Here is a 16,218-nt window from a genome sequence, read left to right on the forward strand (position 1 = left end):
TCGGTGCGGTCGGAACCCGTCGGGCCGGGCCGGAGGCATCCGTCCCGGCTTCGCCTGCAGGCAGGCTCCCCGCCGGGCGTCATCGGCCCGTCAACGCCGCGTCACCGCGGCCGGGCGGGGAGCACCGCCGCGGGGACGGGGTCCTCGCCCGCACCCGTCCCCGCGGACGCACCGGTGCTCAGAGCAGCGGGACGCGCAGCACCTGGCCGGGGAAGATGCGATCGGGGTCCATGACCGTGTCCCGGTTGGCCTCGAAGACGTCGCCGGCCGTCGTGCCCTGCCCGTGGTCGCGCGCGATGGCCGACAGCGTGTCCCCCCGCACCACCTCGTGCAGCCGGAAGCCGCTCAACCCGGTGAAGAGGGTGACGCGGACCTGGTTCAGGTCCGTTCCGGGCGGGTTCTCCCCGGACGCGTCGTCGCCGAAGACCTCGAGGAGCACGTGGGCCCCGCGGGCGTCCACCCCCGCGGGCAGGGAGACCTGGTGGCCGAAGTCCCGGACGACGCCCATCGACCCGGCGCCGTGGATCTGCCCCTGGCCGAGGACGTCGCCGTCGGTCTCGGTCAGGCGCCACAGCACCGTCGCCTCGAAGCCCGACGCGAAGCCGGCGACGGTGAAGCTCCTCCCGACGAGGTCGTGCTCGCGGGGCTGACGGACCTCGATCAGACGCACCACGGTCTCCTCCAGTTCTCGGCGCGGGGACGGCCCCGCGGTTCTCGTACACGGAGAGCTTCGGGCCGGGGCGTCACCCGGCCGTCACCGGCGGCGGTGCCCGACGATCGCGAGCCGCCCGTTCCTCGGTCGCCGGGGTCGCGACGTCCGGTGACGGATCCGTGACGCCGGCTCGTCGAGCATCGCTCCCGGCTCCGCCAAGCCCCTGGAGAGAAGGAGAGGCCATGTCAGCGCCCGTCACGACACCGCAGGGCACGGATCCCGGTCGCACCGTCCGGACGACGGCGACGAAGGCCTGGGTGGCCGCGCTCTACAGCGCCGTCCTCGCGTTCCTCTCCTCGCTGCTCACCGCGGTGGGTGGAGCGGAGACGGGCTTCGGGTCCGTCACCGACGGCCAGTGGCTCACCGCGGCGGTGTCCGCGCTCGTCGCCTTCGGCGGAGCCGCCGGCCTGACGTACTACGTGCCGAACGCGCACCGCTGACGCCGGCCCCCGGCGGCCGCGTCGCCGCCGCCCATGACGACGAGGTGACGCGGTCGTGACGGCGTCTCAGCAGCATCGACGACGACTCGGCCGCCCGTCGTCGAGGACATCCCGACCACCGACAGGACAGCGAGGCAACCATGACCACGACACCGAACCGCCCGCGGGTGCGCGACGGCATCCCCGGACAGCGCGCCGGGACCCCGGACCGGACCCGGGGAGACGGGGCGGGGCCGGCGCCCCGGGTGCCCCGCGTGCTGACCGACGTGCACCACGGCGGGCACGTCCTCGCCGACGAGGTGCCCACGGTCGACCCCGACTGCGCGTCGGCCGAGGGCATGCGGTGGGTGGAGGTCGAGGAGCGGTCCACGCCGTTCGGGTACATGTTCGAGGACCTCCAGGGCCTCTACCCGTGCGCGCACCTGCCGATCGAGTCCTCGGCGGCGGTGGTCGCGTGCCTCAAGGCCCTCGGGGCCGCGATGGTCGAGCAGCCGCCCTCGGCGGCCGGGGACTCCACCGTCCCGGCCATCTACACCTACTGGGGGCAGTTCGTCGACCACGACCTGACCGCCAACACCGACCGCGACGACGACATCAGCATCACCGACCTGCCGCTGCAGCCGCTGCAGCCGGAGAAGGTCGTGCGGAAGATGCGCAACCTGCGGCAACCCCAGTTGAACCTGGACTCCGTCTACGGCAACGGACCCCAGGCCTCCGGCCAGGAGGGCCAGGTGCCCTACGACGGGGACCGGCTGGCGATCGGTGACCTGTCGACGGCGCGGCCGCCCGGCAACGTGGCCGTGCCCGGTGCGGACCTCCCGCGCGACGAGCACGGCAAGGCGCGGATCGGCGACGGCCGCAACGACGAGAACCTCATCGTGGCCCAGCTGCACCTGGCCTTCCTGCGGTTCCACAACGAGGTCCTCGCGTGGATGGCGGAGCACCCCGGCTCCGAGGTCACCGGCGACGGGACGTTCGCCCGGGCGCGGCAGCTGGTCCAGTGGCACTACCAGTGGATCACCGTGCACGACTTCCTCAAGAGGATCGCGGATCCGGCGGTCGTGGACGGGCTGTTGGACGGCAGCATCCCCGCCCGGCTGGCGCTGGACGAGACCACGCCGCCCGGCAAGGTCTTCATGCCGCTGGAGTTCTCCGTCGCCGCCTACCGCTTCGGGCACAGCATGATCCGCGGCGCGTACGACTGGAACGAGAACTTCGGCGCGCCGGGGACCCGGCTGCCGTCCTCCCCCTTCGGCCTGCTGTTCCTCTTCACGGGCAACGGCGGTCTCGGCGGCGACACGAAGCTGCCGGACAACTGGCCCGCCCGGTTCGAGCGGCTCACCGGCGCCGAGGAGCGGCCGGCCGATACGCCCGACAACGTGCCGGTGCGGGTGGCACGGAAGATCGACACCCGCATCGCCTCGCCGCTGGCCGACCTGTCCAACGAGGGCACCAGCGAGATCTCCGACCGCACCCGGCGGATGCTCAAGCGGCTGGCGGTGCGCAATCTGCTGCGCGGGTACCGGCTGGCCATCCCGACCGGCCAGGCGGTCGCGCGGTCCCTGGGGATCCCCTCGCTCAGGCGCGAGGAGCTGATCGCCGTCCCGGGCGCCGGCGGCGGGCGCCCCGTGCCGCCCTCACCGGTGGACGACGCGCTGATCGACGGCGGCTTCCTCGAGGACACCCCGCTGTGGTTCTACGTGCTCAAGGAGGCCGAGGTCCTCGGGCAGGGCGAGCGGCTGGGGCCGGTGGGCAGCCGGATCGTCGCCGAGACGATCATCGGCCAGCTCCGCGCCGACCCGACGTCCTTCCTCAACGGGACCCCGGCGTGGGACCCGAGCGCGGGCGTCACGCTCGCCGGAGGGCAGCCGGTCGACAGCATCACCGCCTTCCTGCGGTTCGCGAAGATGCACCCCTGACCGGCCGGCGCACCGGGTGACCCGGTCGAGCCCCCTCCGGCGGCCCGCCGCCGGAGGGGGCCCGCTCCGTGCCGGCAGCTCCACCGCAGCGGCTGTCGACCGGGAACCGGTCCGACCGCTCCTGCCTCACGGAGCGTCGACGCATTGACACGACCCGCGCAGCACCAGGAGCATCGTGCGACGAGGTCCTGCCTCTCCACCCCTTCGCCCGAGGAGCTCCAAGGGGGGTGCGCCGACGTGCCTGCCGCCTCGACGCCACGGATATCGCTGCTGGACGGGTTCGCCGTCCAGCTGGGGGACGACGCCCGGCCGCGGCCGGTCGACGACCTACCTCGCGGGGTGCAGCGGCTGGTGGCCCACGTCTGCCTCTCCGGCCGGCCACCGCGCGCGAGCATCGCCGGGCACCTGTGGCCCGACGCGCCCGAGGCGTGCGCCCAGGGCAGTCTCCGGTCGGCCCTGTGGCGCCTGCAGCGGGTGGCCCCGGGGCTGCTGTCCGCCTCCGGCACCGTGCTCTCGCTGGCTCCCGGCGTCCGGGTGGACGTGCACGAGCTCGCCGACTGGGCACGGCGGGTCCGGGACCCGGCGGGCTGCCCGGTGGACGTCGACGTCCCCGAGGCGGGGCTGCTGGGCGACCTGCTGCCCGGCTGGTACGACGACTGGGTCCTGCTGGAGCGCGAACGGCTGCGGCAGCTGCGCATGCACGCGCTGGAGGAGGTCGCCGCGCGGCTCGCCGCCGCCGGGCGGTACGGCGACGCGCTGCAGGCGGCCTACGCCGCCGTGCGCGCCGAGCCGCTGCGGGAGAGCGCCCACCGCACGGTCGTCCGCGTCCACCTGGCGGAGGGGAACGCCGCCGAGGCGCTGCGGGCCTACGAGCAGTTCCGGACCGTCCTCGCCGAGGAACTCGGGGTGCGCCCGAGCGAGCACATGCACCGGCTCGTGGTCGGCCTCCGCCCGGAGCGGCACGCCGCGGTGCGCCCGCGGCCGTGCCCGGAGCGGGCTGCCGTGGGTGCGGCCGCGCGGTGACGTGCGCGTGACGCCGCCTGCCTAGCGTTGCCAGCCGAGGGCCGCCGGCCGGCGGTCGCCCGCGCACCGACGCTGCTGCCGGGGGGATGACATGTCCTACGAGCCCGACCGCCGCACCACCTCCCCGCTCATCGGCGACCTCCACCTGCCACCCGGGGAGCACGACCCGGAGCTGATGGAGGAGCGCGTACCGGCGGTGGTCGAGCTCAACGTCATGTTCCCGGGCGGGCTCACCGAGGTCGCGAGCCGCTTCTGCCTGGTGCTCTGGGAGCAGGACTACGAGTCGTGGGCGCGCGAGCCGCTGCCGGCAGCGAGCGAGGGCAGCCGGCAGAGCGTGACCGAGCCGCGGGTCCCCGCGGGGCTCCGCCGGGTGACGCCGAAGCTGTACCAGTGCGTCCTGACCCGGCCGCAGCTGCACGCGCTCGTCGACTGGGACCGGAAGACGTCCGCGCGGCTGGGGCTGCCTCCGACCATCTTCAAGGTGTGGCCGGACTACGAGCTGCAGCCGCAGATCGACCGTTCCGCGCCGACGGTCAAGGCCGACGCCGCCTGGCGCTCCTACAGCGCACGGGGTCACGGGGTCGTCTGGGCGGTGCTGGACTCCGGCATCGACCAGCGCCACGGTCACTTCTCCCACCTGGAGCTGGCCCGGGAGGGGCGGCTCCCCGGACGGGCGGGCCCGGGCGGAGACGGCGAGGAGGCCGCGCCGCTGCTCACCGCGGGCCTGCACCGCGACTTCCGCGACCTGGTCGTGCTCAAGCGGGTCGACGAGGTCGGGGAGCCGGCGCCGCTGGAGGACGAGCTGGGCCACGGGACGCACGTGGCCGGGATCATCTCGGGGTGCACCCCGGCGGGGCGCTGCGCGGTCGTCGCCTCCTCGGAGGAGCCGAGCGCCGGCGGCTACGTGCAGCGGCGGCGCGTCGCCGTCCTGTCCGGGATGGCGCCGGAGTGCGAGCTCATCAGCCTGCGCGTGCTGCGGCGGAACTCGCAGGGGGAGTACGTGACCTCCTCGGCGGCGCTGATCGCCGCGCTGCACTACCTGCGGCAGGAGGTCAACGTCGACCCGAACGTGCTGCGGGTGCACGGGGTGAACATGAGCCTGGGGTGTCCCTGGGAGCCGAGGCACTACGCGGCCGGGCAGTCGCCGCTGTGCCAGGCGGTCAACCAGCTCGTCGACTCCGGGGTCGTGGTCGTGGTGTCGGCCGGCAACTCAGGCGCCGGCGACGCGCTGGCGCCCCGTCCGGTGGGGGCGCTCGGCTCGGTCACCGAGCCGGCGCACGCCGAGAACTGCATCGCCGTGGGGTCGACGCACCGCGAGGCCCCGCACGCCTTCGGCATCACGTGGACCTCCGGCAAGGGACCCACCCTGGATGGCCGGATGAAGCCCGACGTCGTCGCGCCCGGTGAGTGGATCACCTCGGCCGCCACGGGATCGGTGCGGGCCACGGCGGGGCTCCCGCCGCCGGACGAGCCCGCGGCAGATCCCGACCTCTGCTACGCCGAGCAGTCGGGCACGTCGATGGCGGCGCCCCACGTGTCCGGCGTCGTCGCCGCCTTCCTGTCCGCCCGGCCCGAGTTCATCGGGCGGCCCCGGGCGGTGAAGGAGCTGCTCATGCGGTGCGCCACCGATCTCGGCCGCGAGCGGTACGCGCAGGGCGCGGGCCTGATCGATCTCATGCGGATGCTGTCGAGCGTCTGACGCCGTCCCGGCCTCCGGCCGGGGGAAGGGACCGGGAGGACCACATGGAGAGGCTGGCCGGGCTTCCGTACTGGGACCTGCACTTCTCGGAGGACGGCGACCTCGTCGCCGGGTCGGTCGAGGAGCTGCTCCGCGAGGGCCGGGACGAGGGGCTCACCGACCTCGTCGTCATGAGCCACGGGTGGAACACCGGCACCGACGACGCGACGGCGCTCTACACGTCCCTCGGGACGCTGGTGGCCGACCAGGTCGGGCACGCGCCCCGGGTCGGACGGCTCGGCTTCGTCGGCGTCCACTGGCCCGCCGTCTGGTGGCCGGACGCGCCGGCGACCGGCCCGGGCGCGGCCCGCGCCGGTGACGCGATGACCAGCGGTGCGGCCACCTCCGGCGCCGGCCCGGACCCGGCGGCGGTGCTCGATGCCTCGGGCGCCGAGCTGGCCGCGGCCCTGCAACCCGGTTTCCGCCGCGACGACCAGCGGGCCGCGCTCGGGGAGCTGGGCAGGCTGATCGACGAGGGTGAGGCGGCCGCAGCCCGCGGCCGGGAGCCCGAGGCCGTGCAGCGGGAGCGGCTGGCGGAGTTCCACCGGCTGCTCACCGACCTCCTCCCGCCGGGGAACGCGCCCGCCGAGGACGCGGGGGAGGAGCGGTTCCTCGACCGCGACGACCCCGAGGCGTTCGTCGAGCTGGCGCGGGCCTTCGGCAGCGTGCCGGAGGGCGGCGCGGCCCAGGGGGCGGGCGACCTCTTCCGGACGGTGTGGAAGGGGGCCAAGGACGGCCTGCGGGTCTTCAGCTATTACACGATGAAGGCGCGGGCCGGGGTCGTCGGCCGCCGGGGCCTGGGCGCCGCCCTGGTCCGGTTGCACGCGCCGGACGGGCTGCCCGACGTCCGCGTGCACCTCGTCGGGCACAGCTTCGGCGGGCGCCTGGTGTCCTTCGCGCTGGCGGGCATCCCGTCCGCGGACGCGAGCCCCGTGGCCTCCCTGGTGCTGATCCAGGCGGCCTTCTCCCACTTCGCGTTCGCCACCGCGAAGGGCAACCCGTTCGGCACGCAGGGAGCGCTGCGGGAGTACGCCGACCGGGTGCACGGTCCCCTGGTGGCCACCTGGAGCAGGCACGACTGGGCCGTGGGCCGCTGGTACCCGAAGGCGTCCGCGCTCGCACGGCAGGACAACCAGGACGATCCCGCGGTCAGCCGGTGGGGGGCGCTGGGCGCGGGCGGCTTCCAGGCCGTGCACCCGCTCGAGCCGGTGGACCTCCTCGACGCCGGGCAGGAGTACCCCTTCTCGGCGGGCTGCTACTACGCCGTCGACGGATCGGAGGTGATCGACGACTGGCGGCAGTCCGCCTTCTCGGGCGCGCACTCCGACATCCGCCGTCCCGAGGTCGCGTGGCTGGTCGTCGCCGCCGCGGGCGCGACCGCCCCGGCACCGCGGTGACGTGCGCTCTCGGTGCTTTCATCCGTCCAGGGGAGTGCGATGACGCGCCGGCACGGGAACCCTCGGTGACCCGGGGCGACGGACCCGGCCCGGTCCCCGACGTGGCGTCGGGCCGCGGGACGACGGGGGGTCGAGAGGTGGCCGTGGTCGAGGATCCGAGCGCCGTCCTGCTCGTCCGCGTCTGGCTGGAGGGCGAGGACCGGACGTTCCGCGCCCGGCTGTCGGGGATCAGCGGCTCGGGAGCCCCGGGGGAGAGCACCGTGGCGGTCGCGGCCTCACCCCGGGACGTCGTCGCCGCGGTCGAGCGGTGGCTGACGGAGTTCGTCCGGGACGCCGAGCACCGGGGTACCTAGGCCCGGGCGCCGCCTGCATCCGTGTCGTGACGCCCCGGTGACGCCGGACCGGCAGGCTCGGAACCCTCGACGGGACCGAGGGCAGGTGATCACCCTGGCACCCACGGAGACGCCCGACCTGCGAGCGGGACTGCTCGACACGATCCGGGCCAGGAGAGCCGACATCGCGGCCTACGTCCGGACGAAGGCTCCGGTGAGCAGGCGGCTGTCGACCGTCAGCATCGTCAGCAGTTCGGTCGTGGCCGCTCTCACCGCGGGCCCCGCCCTGGGCGGCCCGGACTTCGCGGAGAGGGTCCGGCGCGGGCTGTCGCTCGACGCGTCGGAGACGGTCTGGCAGGTGCTGTGCTTCGGCGCGCTGGTCGTGTCGATGACGGCGGCCGTGTCGGCCCACCTGGAGAAGACGAGCGACCTGCGAGCACGGGTCGGCGCCGCCGAGGCGGCAGGGGCGATGCTCGCCGGGCTGCAGGCGCGGCTGGAGTACGGCCGGCTCGCCGTCGAGGAGGCATCCGAGGAGTACCGGAACATCCTCGCCGGCATCCCTTTCGTCCCGGAGCGGGGCGGCACCACGTCGTCGTCCGCAGGTCGTGAGCCCCGCCTGGCAGGGCAGGTCGCGGTCGTGGTCACGGCGGCGGTGCTGCTGGCCGTCACCGTCGTCGGACTGGTCCGAGGCGTGGCCGTCGAACCGGCCGGCAACGGCGCGAGCGCTGCGCCGACTGCATCGGACGTGCCGGCGCAGCCATCTGCCCAGACGTCCGTCGCGCCGACGCCTTCGCCATCCGGGAACGTCACGCAAGGCGTCTTCGGGGGTGGGACCAGCGAAGGGGGTGCCGGCCTGGCGATCGTCATCGACGCGGACCGGGCGATCGCGTACGTCTGCGACGGGCAGCAGTTCGAGGCGTGGTTGCAGGGCTCGTTCGTCGACGGCCGGCTGGACCTGAGCTCGCCGAGCGGGGCGGTCCTGACGGGCGACCTCGAGGACGGCGCCATCTCCGGCGAGCTGCGGACCGCCTCGGTGGACACACCGTTCACGGCCACCGTCGCCACCGAGCCAGCCGGGGTGTACGAGGCGACGATCCCGGTCGACGGCGCCCCGGCCCGCATCGGCTGGGCCGTCCTGCCGGACGGGAGCCAGGTCGGCGTCATCGCCGTCGCGGACTCGCGCAGCGCCGCGCCCCCGTTGGACCTGGGCGACCTCACCTTCCAGCACGACGGCGGCCGGTTCACGGCCCAAAGGCTGGCACCGTGATGCCCGGGCCGGATCGCGTCGCCGACCGTGGACCGCGGAGGCCCCGCCGGGTGTCGGACGAGCACGCACCCAGCGGCCGCCCGTTCACCGCTGCGTCGGCTCCCGGACCGAGGCCTCCGGCGAGGGGGAGGGGACCGGGGGCAGCGGGGGCACCGCCGGCGGAGCGGTGAGCTCCTGGTACGCGGTGGTGTGCGCGCGCAGGGCGGTGACCGCGTCGGCGACGTCGGTGACCGGGCGGCCGGCCGCCGCGGCCGCCTGCTCCGCCTCCCGCACGGCGTCGCAGACGTCGGCGAGCGTGTCCAGGTACGCCCGGGCCTCCGGTTCCGGGTCGTCCCGGTCGGCGGGGTCGGCGACCAGCGCCCGTTGCCGCAGGCGCTGCTCGAGCCGGCCGCCCTGGGCCTCCAGCGACGGCAGCACGTCCGGGACGTCGCCGAGGTGGGCACCGGCGGCCTGCGCGCCGGCCACCTGGCGGCGCAGCCGGTCACGGGCGCGGGCGATCTCCAGCTGGAGCTCCGCGGCGGTGCGCCGCCGGCCCGGCGGCAGGCGGCGCGCCGCGGCCGCGGTGGCGCCCTGCATGCCCAGCTCCCGGCCGCGGGAGGCCAGCTCCCGGCTCCGGGCCACCAGCGGACTGCGCCGGACCCGCCGGAGGACCAGCCACCCGGCGAGAGCGGCGACCAGCATCAGCACCACGAGCACGCCCCCGAGGACGGCGATCACCGTGGGGTCCAGCGCGAGCAGCCACGACAGCTCGTCGTCGGCGCGCACGTCGAGGGCGCCGGCGGGGCCGGTCGGCAGCGGGGTGGTCATGGGGCTCCTCGTGCAGGGGCGGTGTGCCGGCTCCCTGGAGAACGTCCCCACCCCGTCCGGCGGTTCCCGGGCCGACGACCGACCGCACGGCGTGGACCGGGGGTCGGCCCTTGACCGCTGCGCGCGGGCGAACGAGCATGCGGAGATGACCGGAACCGCGGGTGCACCGGCCGGGGACTTCACGCGCCAGCGGCCCGTTCCGGACAACCTCGTCCCGGACCTCGGTGACGTCAACGCCTTCGACCGGGACAAGGTCGCCGCCGGCGTCATCGACCGGCACGCACCCTGGGCCCGCGGGCGGGCGAGCGAGCTCGGCGCCAAGGTGTGGGACCCGCGGGTCCTCAAGCACGCACGTGACGCCCAGCGGTTCACCCCCGAGCTGCGCACGCTGGACCGCATCGGCAACGAGGTCCACGACGTCGACTTCCACCCCAGCTACCACGAGCTGATGGGGCTGGCGTTCGGGTCCGGCGTCCACTCCCTCGCGTGGACCACCGCCGAGCCCGGGGCGCACTCGGCCCGGGCGGTCCTGTCCTACCTGTGGAACCAGATCGACGGGTCGACAGCCTGCCCCACCGGCATGGCCTACGCCTCGATCCCGGTGCTGCGCAGCCAGCCGGAGCTCGCGCCGTTCGCGGAGAGGATCGCCGCCGAGGCCTACGACCCCGCGGACGTCCCGATCGAGCAGAAGCGGGCCGGGACCATCGGCTACTTCATGACCGAGAAGCACGGCGGGTCGGATCTGCGCGCCAACGTGACCGTCGCGCGCCCCGTCGGCAGGCGCGGGGCCGGCGAGACCTACCTGGTCAACGGCCACAAGTGGTTCGCCTCGGTGCCGATGTCGGACGCCTACCTGACCGTCGCGCAGACCGAGGGCGGGGTGTCCTGCCTGCTGGTCCCGCGACGGCTGCCCGACGGCAGGCTGAACGGCATCAGGATCAACCGGCTCAAGGACAAGCTCGGGAACCGGGCCAACGCCTCCTCCGAGATCGAGTACCACGAGGCCGTCGCCTACCTCGTCGGCGAGGAGGGGAAGGGCGTGCGCACCATCCTGTCCTCGGCCGAGTACACCCGCCTCGACTTCGCCGTCGGCTCGGCCGGGCTCATGCGCGCCGCGCTCTCCCAGGCGCTGCACCACAACGACTCCCGGACCGCCTTCGGCGCCCCGCTCGCCCAGCTGCCCATCCAGGCCGCCGTCCTGGCCGACCTCGCCCTGGAGTGGGCCGGCGCCGCGCACCTCGGCTTCCGCGTCGCCCGCGCCGAGGACGCGCCGGGCGACGTCTCCGAGGCCCTGGTCAGCCGCCTGCTCACCCCCGTGGCGAAGTTCTGGAACTGCCGCCGCGTCTCCGGTGTCACCGAGGAGGTCATCCAGTCCATCGGCGGGAACGCCTACATCGAGGAGCACCCCTGCCCGCGCTACTACCGCGAGGCGCCGCTCAACGCGATCTGGGAGGGCACCTCCAACATGATGGTCATGGACGTCGGCCGGGTCCTGACCCGGGAGCCCAAGGCCATCGAGCCCGTCCTCGACGAGATCCGGCCGGTCGCCACCGAGTTCCCGCTCCTGGCCGCCGCGGTCGCCGACATCGAGGAGCTCGTCACCGCCCCCGAGGACACCGCCCGCTACCTCGTCACGAAGCTCGCGCTCGCCGTCCAGGCGAGCCTCCTGGTCCGGGAGGCCCCGACCGTGGTCGCCGAAGCCTTCATCTCCTCCCGGCTCGGGAGCGACTGGGGGCCGGGTTACGGCACCCTGCGCGGCGTCGACCACCAGGCAGTCATCGACTACGCCCGCCTCAGCTGATCGGGCGGCGCGTCGCGGGCGCGGCCGATCCGGCCGCCCGTGCGGCCGGGTGGTGACCCGGAGGACGTCCAGGGGTCACAATCGCCCCCCGTCCCCGGCGGGCGGGCACCTCGTGCTCGCCGACCGGGTGGCGGAGCCATGCACGCCCCTCCCGTCCCGGCAGGACCGATGTCCGTGACCCCGCCCCCCTTCCAGCGCGAGATCCGCTCGGCCCGCTACCCCCACGGGCTGCCGGACCGCTGCGACGACACGGTCGTCGAGGCGTTCGACGACGCCTGGCTGCTGCTGGAGCGGACCGGGAGCGGGTACCGGGTCCTCGGCGTCGCGCGGGACTACGAGTCGGCCCGTGCGTGGCTGGTCGCCGTCGAGGACGCGTCGGGGTCCTGATCCGCCGAGCCGGCTTCACCGGGGGACCGGCGGCCCCGCACGACCGGGCGCGCCGGTCGCCGGAGCCGCTGCTGCCAGCTCCGCGGTGGTTCGCCGAGGCGGGTCCGGAACCACGCCCAGGTGAGCGACCCCCCGACCACTGCCGCACCGACGACGACGAGCACCGTGCCGGTCGGCACCCCGAGCAGCTTGAGGCCCGACGCGAAGAGGACCACCGCGAGCGCCCTGCGCACCAGGCCGCCACGTGACCGGGAGGACAGCCGCGCGCCCAGCCAGACGCCCGGGACCGCGCCCACCAGGACGCTCCCGGTGAGGCCGAGGTCGAAGTCCCCGAGCAGGACGTGGCCCAGGGATGCGGACGCGACCAGGGGAACGGCCTGGACCAGATCGGTGCCCACCAGCTGGCCCGCCTTCAGCGACGGGTACAGCAGCAGGAGCGCCACGATCATCAGGGAGCCGGCGCCCACCGACGTCAGGCCCACGACGAGGCCGCCGGCGGCGCCGACGATCGCGGTGGCGAGCGGGCGCACCGGCACCGTGGCGATCGCCCGCTCCGGCTCGGCCAGCCGGCCCGCCTTCCGCCGGCGCCGGCGGTCCAGCAGGTGCAGCCAGGCCTTGGCGACCATGCCGACCGACGCCACGACCAGGACGGCGCCCATCACGACCAGCAGGATCTCGGTGAGCCGTTCTCCCGAGCCGAGCGCGCGCAGCACCAGCACACCGCAGAGGGCGCCGGGGACGGAGCCGACGCACAGCCAGCGGACCAGGCCCAGGTGCACGGTGCCGCGCCGCAGGTGCACCAGGCCGCCGACCGGCTTCATGAACAGGCTGGCGACGACGTCGCTGGACACCGCGGCCAGCGGAGGAACCCCGAAGAACATGATGAGCACGGGGGTCATGAGCGCTCCGCCGCCCATGCCGGTCAGGCCCACCACGACTCCCACGAGCAACCCGGCGGCCGAGACCGCTGGATCGCAGCAGTCCATCGGGGCCTCCGGGCGGTCGGGTGGGGCGCCGACCCGGGAGGCGTCCTCCCGGGACGGTCCCCGTGCGGCGTGGGCAAGCGACCCTAGGGCTCACCGGCGGGGAGGAACAGGTGGATGGCTGCTTGATCCGCCACGGAGCCCGTCCGTCCGCCGTCAGCGGGGATGGTCCGCCTGCGCCGTCCCGGTGGAGCCCAGGACCTGCTCGGGCAGCAGCCCCGTCTCCACGAGTTCGACGAGCTCCCGGCTGGCGGCCGCCGCGGCGAGGCTGTGCACCTGGCGCACGCGCAGGGCGCGGGCGTCCTCCCCGGACCGGGTGTCCAGCTCGCTCAACTCCGCGACGGCCCGCTGCTCCCAGTCGGCGAAGGTGCGTCGCGCCTGGTCGACCGTCTCCTGCCGGATGGCCGGCAGGTCGTCGAAGATCTCGAGCGCGTCCGCCGTCCGCCGGGCCGCCAGCCGGCGCGCGGTCGCCTCGGCGTAGGCCAGCTCACCGGGTTCGTCGCTCGCCGGTTCGGGGAGCAGGCCGGCCAGCCGCCGGCTGACCCGCTCCAGACGGCCGGACGGCGCTCGGCGAGCCGCCCCCAGCCGGTGGCTCGAGGCGTGCAGCGAGAAGTCGTCGATCTCGTCGTCCACCTCGTGCAGCAGGGTCCGGGTCACCGCCGCAGGGAGGAGCCCCTCGTCGCTGAGCTGCTGGTAGGTGCGGCGCTCGACGTGCAGGCCACGGCCGACCACGATGCGGTACTCCTCCCCTTCCTCCACGTGGAGGTCGACCATCTCCTGGCGCGCCGCCTGCTCGCTGCTCTCCAGGTCCGCGCTCGTGCGCGGATCAGGGTCCAGCCCGAGATCGTCCATCTCCTTCCGGGCGGCCTCGATGGCCGAGACGCGGGCGATCGCCATGAGGTAGCGGTCGACCCGGGTGGGCCTGTCGAGGCCCAGCCGGGACACCAGCCACCGGATGGATGTTGCGTTGAGCACCAGCGTGGCCAGCACGACCCCGCCGGTCAGGGCGACGAGGAGCTCCCGCTCGGCCAGCTCCTCGGGGAGGGCCAGCGCAAGGGCCAGGGCGACGCCGCCGCGCAGCCCGCCCCAGACGAGGACGGCCTCGTTGCGCCAGCCCAGCCGGGGGATGTGGGCCACCCGCTCGAGCAGCCAGACCAGGGGCACCACGGCCAGGGCACGCGCTAGCAGGACGACGGCGGCGGCCAGCGCGATCGGACCGAGGTGGTCGAGCAGCTGCTCGGGACCGATGACCAGGCCGATGATCAGGAACAGCAGGGCGTTGGCGACGTAGTCCAGCGCCTCCCACAGCTGCTCCCACATCTCCCGCACCTCCGCGGAGGCCCGGCTCGGCGCGAGGCCGGCCAGCACCATCCCCGCGGCCGCGGTGGCCATCACCCCGGAGAACCCGAGGACGGCGTCGGCCAGGACGAAGGAGCCGTAGGCCGTCGCTACGGACAACCCGGCGGCCGGCAGCCGGCCGAGCCAGGGCAGCACCGCGGAAGCGGCCAGGCCCAGGGCGATGCCGATCACCGCTCCGCCGCCGAAGACGACGACGAAGTCGAGGACGCCGGCGGCGACGCTCACCGATCCACCCGTCGCGGCCTCGACGAGGATCGCGAAGAGCACGATCGCGACACCGTCGTTGAGCAGGCTCTCCCCCTCTACCAGCGTCAGGAGCCGGCGCGGCACGCCGACCTCCCGGAACACCGCCACCACCGCGACCGGATCGGTGGCCGAGATCAGCGCACCGAAGACGAAGGCCGCCGCCAGCGCCGTGCCGAGCACCCAGTGCAGGGTCAGGCCCACCACCACCGCGGACAGGAGGAAGGCGACGACCGCCAGGGCCACGATGGCGCCGAGGTTGCGGAGAAAGGCGCGCAGGTCGATGCCCAGCGCGGCGGCGAACACCAGCACCGGCAGGAAGAGGAAGACCACCACCTCCTCGAAGGCCTCACCTTCGAGCCGGCCCATCTCCGGCGACAGACCCACCGCGGCGGCGAGGAAGCCGACCACCACGAGGGCGACGCTCAGCGGCACCTTGATCCGGCGGGCCACCAGGCCCAGCAGCACGGCCAGCGTGAGCAGGGCGGACATCTCCAGCAGCAGGCGCGGCAGCTCCACCGACGCTCCTCGATCTCACGGACGGGTCCGGCACGTCACCGGGGTCACCGTCCCACCGCACAGCCGTGGCGGCATTCCCGCGCCGCGCCGACATCCGTCCGGCGCCTGCCGGTGGCGCGCACGAGGCGGTAGCGGATCCGGACGGTCCGCGTCATCGTGTGGGGCGCACGGGGAGCAGCCACGACTCCGCACGGAGGCCTCATGCGTCCGACGTCCCGCCGCACCGCCGCGGCGGTCCTCCTCCTGCCGCCGCTCCTGCTCGGTCTCGCCGCCCCCGTCGCCGCGGACGACGGCGACGGCCACTCCCGGGACGGCCACGGGCATGACGGCCACCCCCCTGACGGCCGTGGTCTGCCGGACTCCTACCGGCTGTTCGGCGACCTCGGGGGCTCCCAGTTCGAGGGCATCGACGTCGTCGAGCACGGGCGCACCTTCTACGTCACGGAGACCTCCGGCGGGGAGATCCACCGGGGCCGGCTCGACCACCGCGCGACCCGCGTCTGGCTGGACGAGGAGGACGCCCTCGAGGACGGCCGGCGCACCGCCGTCGGCATCGCCACGGACCGAGGCGACCGGGTCCACGTCGCGGGGGGCGACAACCGCACGCAGGACGGCGCGCCTGCCGACGCCCCCGACTTCTGGGTCTACGACGACGACCGGGAGCTGCTGGCGGCGCTGCGGGTGCCCGTGGACGGCCCGGTCTTCCTCAACGACGTCGTGATCGGCCCGGACGGTGCCGCCTACGTCACCGACTCGACCACCCCGCGGATCTTCCGGATCGCCCGCGAGCACGGCGACTGGACGGCGACGCTCTGGTCCGACGCGGCCGGGCCCATCCCGCAGGAGCCGGACACCTTCGGCCTCAACGGCATCGAGGTGGCACCCGACGGCCGGTCGCTGGTGGTCGGCCACAGCGCCGCCGGCCAGCTGTGGCGCTTCGACCTGGCGACGGCGACCCCCACCCTCGTCGACACCGGGGACGTCGACCTCACCTCGGCCGACGGGCTGGTGGTACAGGGCGGCACGCTCGTCGCCGTCCGGAACTTCCCGCGCGTCCTCACCTACCTGGAGCTCGACCGCGATGCTGCGTCGGCCGAGCTGATCGCCGAGGTCGCCACCGACCCCGACCGGGTGCTCACCACCGCGGACGTCGTCCGCGGGCGGCTGCTCCTGGTCGACAGCCAGTTCGAGGAGGACCCGCCGTCCCGCACCTCGGAGGTGGTCGTCCTGCCGTTCGGTCCGTGACGCCCGCTCGCGGGTCCGCACCGGTCGCCGAAGCAGCGCCGCCGGG

Annotated in this window: 14 protein-coding genes; 10 read left to right on the plus strand and 4 right to left on the minus strand. The window is 74.8% G+C overall.

The annotated features are described in order from the left end of the window. Positions 1-178 precede the first annotated feature (178 nt). A complete protein-coding gene (locus O2W17_RS19075) occupies positions 179-670 on the minus strand; it encodes a Gmad2 immunoglobulin-like domain-containing protein (RefSeq protein WP_269194030.1) in 492 nt (163 codons plus the stop codon). Positions 671-894: 224 nt separating this feature from the next. Between O2W17_RS19075 and O2W17_RS19080 the strand changes: the two genes are divergently transcribed. From O2W17_RS19080 to O2W17_RS19110, 7 genes are all read left to right on the plus strand, one after another. After that, positions 895-1,152 carry a hypothetical protein gene (locus O2W17_RS19080; protein WP_269194031.1) on the plus strand — a complete coding sequence of 86 codons (258 nt, stop codon included), beginning with the start codon at positions 895-897 and terminating at the stop codon, positions 1,150-1,152. Positions 1,153-1,292: 140 nt separating this feature from the next. Continuing rightward, complete coding sequence (locus O2W17_RS19085; protein ID WP_269194032.1) at positions 1,293-3,071, plus strand: peroxidase family protein; 1,779 nt, start codon at positions 1,293-1,295, stop codon at positions 3,069-3,071. A gap of 237 nt (positions 3,072-3,308) precedes the next feature. Further along, on the plus strand, positions 3,309-4,094 hold the full coding sequence (locus O2W17_RS19090) for an AfsR/SARP family transcriptional regulator (RefSeq protein ID WP_269194033.1): 786 nt from the start codon (positions 3,309-3,311) through the stop codon (positions 4,092-4,094). Between the two features lie 91 nt (positions 4,095-4,185). Next, a complete protein-coding gene (locus tag O2W17_RS19095) occupies positions 4,186-5,793 on the plus strand; it encodes a S8 family peptidase (protein WP_269194034.1) in 1,608 nt (535 codons plus the stop codon). Positions 5,794-5,837: 44 nt separating this feature from the next. Continuing rightward, positions 5,838-7,229, plus strand: a complete 1,392-nt coding sequence (locus O2W17_RS19100) for a hypothetical protein (RefSeq protein ID WP_269194035.1) — start codon at positions 5,838-5,840, stop codon at positions 7,227-7,229. A gap of 143 nt (positions 7,230-7,372) precedes the next feature. Continuing rightward, a complete protein-coding gene (locus tag O2W17_RS19105) occupies positions 7,373-7,582 on the plus strand; it encodes a hypothetical protein (RefSeq protein WP_269194036.1) in 210 nt (69 codons plus the stop codon). A gap of 85 nt (positions 7,583-7,667) precedes the next feature. Beyond that, the gene (locus O2W17_RS19110; protein WP_269194037.1) at positions 7,668-8,828 is read left to right on the plus strand and encodes a hypothetical protein; all 1,161 of its coding nucleotides are present in this window, start codon (positions 7,668-7,670) and stop codon (positions 8,826-8,828) included. Between the two features lie 84 nt (positions 8,829-8,912). On the opposite strand, the gene O2W17_RS19115 is transcribed toward O2W17_RS19110, so the two are convergent. Beyond that, positions 8,913-9,635 (minus strand): hypothetical protein, encoded by a 723-nt coding sequence (locus O2W17_RS19115; protein ID WP_269194038.1) that lies wholly within the window; start codon positions 9,633-9,635, stop codon positions 8,913-8,915. A gap of 145 nt (positions 9,636-9,780) precedes the next feature. Here O2W17_RS19115 and O2W17_RS19120 point away from each other — a divergent pair, with 145 nt between their 5' ends. Then, positions 9,781-11,436 carry an acyl-CoA dehydrogenase family protein gene (locus O2W17_RS19120; RefSeq protein ID WP_269194039.1) on the plus strand — a complete coding sequence of 552 codons (1,656 nt, stop codon included), beginning with the start codon at positions 9,781-9,783 and terminating at the stop codon, positions 11,434-11,436. Between the two features lie 174 nt (positions 11,437-11,610). Further along, positions 11,611-11,823 carry a hypothetical protein gene (locus O2W17_RS19125; RefSeq protein ID WP_269194040.1) on the plus strand — a complete coding sequence of 71 codons (213 nt, stop codon included), beginning with the start codon at positions 11,611-11,613 and terminating at the stop codon, positions 11,821-11,823. Here O2W17_RS19125 and O2W17_RS19130 read toward each other — a convergent pair. Together O2W17_RS19130 and O2W17_RS19135 are read right to left on the minus strand one after the other, a co-directional pair. After that, entirely contained in the window at positions 11,769-12,809 is a 1,041-nt protein-coding gene (locus O2W17_RS19130) for a sulfite exporter TauE/SafE family protein (RefSeq protein ID WP_269194041.1), read from the minus strand. The genes O2W17_RS19125 and O2W17_RS19130 overlap by 55 nt on opposite strands. A gap of 153 nt (positions 12,810-12,962) precedes the next feature. Then, positions 12,963-14,927, minus strand: a complete 1,965-nt coding sequence (locus O2W17_RS19135; RefSeq protein ID WP_269194042.1) for a cation:proton antiporter — start codon at positions 14,925-14,927, stop codon at positions 12,963-12,965. Between the two features lie 201 nt (positions 14,928-15,128). On the opposite strand from O2W17_RS19135, the gene O2W17_RS19140 reads away from it, so the two are divergent. Next, complete coding sequence (locus tag O2W17_RS19140) at positions 15,129-16,172, plus strand: SMP-30/gluconolactonase/LRE family protein (protein ID WP_269194043.1); 1,044 nt, start codon at positions 15,129-15,131, stop codon at positions 16,170-16,172. The last annotated feature ends 46 nt before the right edge of the window (positions 16,173-16,218 follow it).

Source organism: Blastococcus sp. VKM Ac-2987 (assembly GCF_026967805.1).
Lineage (GTDB): Bacteria > Actinomycetota > Actinomycetes > Mycobacteriales > Geodermatophilaceae > Blastococcus.

Coding starts and splice junctions, on each gene's coding strand:
- O2W17_RS19080 (WP_269194031.1), top strand. CDS start 895: ATGTCAGCGCCCGTCACGACACCGCAGGGCACGGATCCCGGTCGCACC.
- O2W17_RS19085 (WP_269194032.1), top strand. CDS start 1,293: ATGACCACGACACCGAACCGCCCGCGGGTGCGCGACGGCATCCCCGGA.
- O2W17_RS19095 (WP_269194034.1), top strand. CDS start 4,186: ATGTCCTACGAGCCCGACCGCCGCACCACCTCCCCGCTCATCGGCGAC.
- O2W17_RS19100 (WP_269194035.1), top strand. CDS start 5,838: ATGGAGAGGCTGGCCGGGCTTCCGTACTGGGACCTGCACTTCTCGGAG.
- O2W17_RS19115 (WP_269194038.1), bottom strand. CDS start 9,635: ATGACCACCCCGCTGCCGACCGGCCCCGCCGGCGCCCTCGACGTGCGC.
- O2W17_RS19120 (WP_269194039.1), top strand. CDS start 9,781: ATGACCGGAACCGCGGGTGCACCGGCCGGGGACTTCACGCGCCAGCGG.
- O2W17_RS19130 (WP_269194041.1), bottom strand. CDS start 12,809: ATGGACTGCTGCGATCCAGCGGTCTCGGCCGCCGGGTTGCTCGTGGGA.
- O2W17_RS19140 (WP_269194043.1), top strand. CDS start 15,129: ATGCGTCCGACGTCCCGCCGCACCGCCGCGGCGGTCCTCCTCCTGCCG.